This is a genomic window from Rubritalea sp., assembly GCF_039830215.1.
Lineage (GTDB): Bacteria > Verrucomicrobiota > Verrucomicrobiia > Verrucomicrobiales > Akkermansiaceae > Rubritalea.
Window position 1 is genome coordinate 1 of the sequence record NZ_JBDOPO010000364.1, and the last position, 3,893, is coordinate 3,893.

A 3,893-nucleotide genomic window follows, 5' to 3' on the forward strand; every position below is an offset into this window, starting at 1 on the left:
CAACGACATGGTCAAAACACCTATTGGTGGTAAATAGGAATCAGATATTGCTCGACTGCGGTCTTTATCAAGGGCGCCGGCACTACGCATTTGACAGCAAACAAGAATTCCCTGCACTTTGATTCAGCGAGTATCGACATTCTGGAGCTGTCACCTGACACGGAGCGATTTTTGGGGTAAGGATTACGCGCCTTTACCACCCAAGATCTTTGTTAGATAATGTTTATTGATAGTAATATAATGCATATGTAGCTGTGGATGTGAGACTTCTTTTTAGTTGAGCAACAGGCGTCACGAGTATCAGGAAGCCCTTTTGAGCCATTGAATAAAAAAAGGGTTGCAGAGTGGTGCCTTCGGCCATCCTTCCATGTCGGCACAATAGACCAATTTAGATAGTACCAGCGTAACCTTGCATTTAACCGACGGATTCACATTCTAAGTATGGCTAAGGTGATTCTTGAGGTCGAGGGCTAAGATCATGGTGAGGCTAAACGCTTCCTCCTCTCTGGTGATATTGGACATAGAAATGATGGTATTTTAGGTGATCTCGTGGCAGCAAGTATGTCGATCTTGTTGTCAGCTCATTGAAAGCAGCTATAGGCGACGTAACGAGTACTAGGATGCTCAAGCATATAATAAAATTACAGAGGTTTTGCGCCGTGCTCTGGAGAGGAAATGCAAGGATCCTGTAGCATTCTCTGCATTCTTTGCAGTCGAGAGACCGCAGCAAGTGCTTTATGCGCTAAACCAACTTTTGAAGAAGGATGCATTTCAGATGTTCCGGTCTATGTGGATAGTGCCTACGCGGTTAATACAATTAAGGAGTTTAGATCCCAACCGAATGATTCAATCACGAGATCTACAATGTCCTTTTTGAGAAGCTTGACCCATTCGCTCTCGAGGGGGTGACCTTGGCCTGTTCGGCCGCCAGTTCGAAGGAACTCAATTCCTGCTATACATAAACAATCATCATTTTAGCCTCTGGTATGTGTTAGGTAGACCGCATTGTTCAATAGGCTATCTATGAGATAGATAACCCAAATAATACCATGTTGTTTGTCGGCTATTATGCTCAGAGGACACTGGGAAGGTAGATCCGAAAGCTGAAAAAGAGCGCATTTCTGGAGCAAGCACCACGTCAAATCGAAGGTTCAAATCATTGATTCTTTCTCAGACTAGGCCGACCACTCTGGAGTGCGCTCGGCTAGGCACATTGGCCGCGGAGCATGTGGTCGGTTAGGTTTTCACCAAGAGGAACTTTGCGGCCGTTGTCTAGGGTTGTGGGGGATTCCCTGGCCACACACGTTAAGCCGCACTTTACCCCAGATTTGTGCTGGGCCTCAGCAGTTTAGACCCTTTATTTTGTCAATTTGTACGAGAATGAATTGGGGAACTTTAGCGTCCATAATGTTGGAGAGATAATGCAGCCTTACAGGCTGAAATCGGGCTTGCATATAGATTTTTTTTGACTAGGTTACCCGCACAAATTATGGCAACAAAAGAAGTTCAACAACACGGGTTCCAAGCTGAAGTAAAACAGCTCCTAGACATCGTTATCCACTCACTCTATACCGACAGCGAGATCTTCGTCCGCGAGTTGGTCTCTAACGCATCTGACGCTCTCGAAAAAGCGCGTCTAAAGCAACTCACTGAGAACTCAGTGTACCAAGCAGACGCAGAGCTCAAGATCTCTATTACGACGGATGAAGAGAACAACACGCTCACCATCCAAGATTCCGGTATCGGAATGAACCGTGACGAACTCACGGAGAACCTTGGAACTATCGCGCACTCCGGTACCAAAGCATTCCTCGAGCAGCTCAAGGAAAAGGGCGACGGCAATGCTGACGTCATAGGTCAGTTTGGTGTTGGTTTCTACTCTGCATTCATGGCGGCTGATGAAGTGGAAGTTTCCACGCACTCTTGGGACCCAGAGGCTGAGAACCTCAAGTGGACATCTGATGGATCCACTGGCTACAGTATAGAGGAAGTCGACGAGCAAGCGCGCGGTTGTAAAATGGTGATGAAGCTCAAAGAAGGTAAAGAGGAATTTGCGAAAGCGGATCGCGTGAAGGAGATCCTTGAGAAGTATTCTAACTTCGTGACTTTCCCGATCGAACTCAACGGCGAGCGGGTCAACAAGGTAGAAGCTCTCTGGCTGAAATCTAAGAGCGAAGTTTCTACTGAAGAATACAACGAGTTTTACAAGTTCATCGGTCACGCTTACGACGAGCCGAAGTACACTATGCACTTCAGCGCGGATGCGCCACTCGCAATCAATGCGCTTCTTTTCGTACCAGGTGAGAACCAAGAGCAATTTGGAATGGGCCAGATGGAAGCGGGCGTGTCTCTCTACTGCCGCAAGGTCCTCATCGACGCGAAGCCTCAGAAGTTACTTCCTGAGTGGTTGCGCTTCCTCCGCGGTGTGATCGACTCAGCTGACCTCCCGCTTAACATCTCACGTGAGACAATGCAGGACTCAGCGCTTATACAGAAGCTTAACAAGCTCATCACAAAGCGCTTCCTCAAATTCCTGGCTGGTGAAGCGAAGAAGGACGAAGAGAAGTACCTCGAGTTCTATGGTAAGTTTAGCCGATTCCTCAAAGAAGGAATCGCAACGAGCTTCGAGCATCAAGAGCAACTCGCTGGCTTGATCCGCTTCGAGTCAACCTCCACTGAAGATGGCAAGCAGACAAGCTTCGCTGAGTACATCGAGCGTGCATCAGACGACCAAGAAGTGATCTATTTCCTCACCGGTGCATCCCGTGATATCCTCACAAAGGGACCGTACCTCGAAGCATTCAAGGCACGTGGAATCGAAGTGGCTCTCTTCACTGATCAAGTCGACCAGTACGTGCTCGACTCCATGCCTGAGTTCAAAGGCAAAAAGCTCGTCCCAGCTGACCGTGCAGACATCGAGCTCGATGATCTCGAGTCAGAAGGTGAAGCTCTCGACCCTAGCTCGCTAACAGCTCTCACAGGCTGGATGCAGGACACACTCGGTGAGCGTGTGGAGAAGGTAGAAGCTGGCAAGCGCCTCGTGGACAGCCCGATCGCAGCACTAGCACCAAAGGAGGCGCCAAACGCACAGATGATGGCTATGATGAAAGCAATGGGCCAAGAAGTTCCGACTCCAAAGGTAACTCTAGAAATCAACCCACGCTCTGAGGTCATCAAGAACCTGTCTAGCCTTCAGGCTAAGGACGATGACCTCGCTGGCTTAGTGGCTCAGCAGCTCACAGACAACGCTCTCCTCGCTGCCGGTCTTCTCGAGAATCCACAGGAAATGGTTTCTCGCATGAACGACTTGCTCGCTCGTGTAGCTAAGTAGCTAGTGCGGCTAATATAATTCAACGCGGCCATTGCTCACACAGAGCGGTGGCCGCTTTTTTTGTACTCGGCTAATCGATACAACAAGGGGAGTGGTTAGGTTCCATGTCAAAACCTAATAGATAGGATTTCGGCTTTGCTGAATTTATGAACCGATTCGATGGATTTTTGATCGGGAGAAACACCTTTGAAAAGGTGCTAAGGTCCGTGAATAGGCATATACCAAAACAGTCTTCATATTTAGTCGAACCCTTGATATTTAAATATTTATATGATTCTGTGGCGTTGTTTCCTATCACTCACAGTAGAAATAATTTGAGTGTTGAATCTACCGGATACAACAATGCTTTAGCGTTCTCTCGGGCAGACTAATGAGTGCTGAATCATGGCGACACTAGAATAAATGAAAGAAGCTGGCAGTTCAGTAGGGGCTATGGAATGATCATGTAGTTTTATCTTTATTATGTTTCAATCCGCGCACCCGTAAAGGGTGCGATAGCTCTGCAAACTAGCTTTGCGGAGGAGGTGGGGTTTCAATCCGCGCACCCGTAAAGGGTGCGATG

The 3,893-nt window shown here is 47.9% G+C and carries 1 protein-coding gene; it reads left to right on the top strand.

Annotation, left to right across the window (positions count from 1 at the left end; all coding sequences use genetic code 11):
- Positions 1-1,489 precede the first annotated feature (1,489 nt).
- Complete coding sequence (htpG, locus tag ABGY95_RS12330) at positions 1,490-3,331, top strand: molecular chaperone HtpG (RefSeq protein WP_347441984.1); 1,842 nt, start codon at positions 1,490-1,492, stop codon at positions 3,329-3,331.
- The last annotated feature ends 562 nt before the right edge of the window (positions 3,332-3,893 follow it).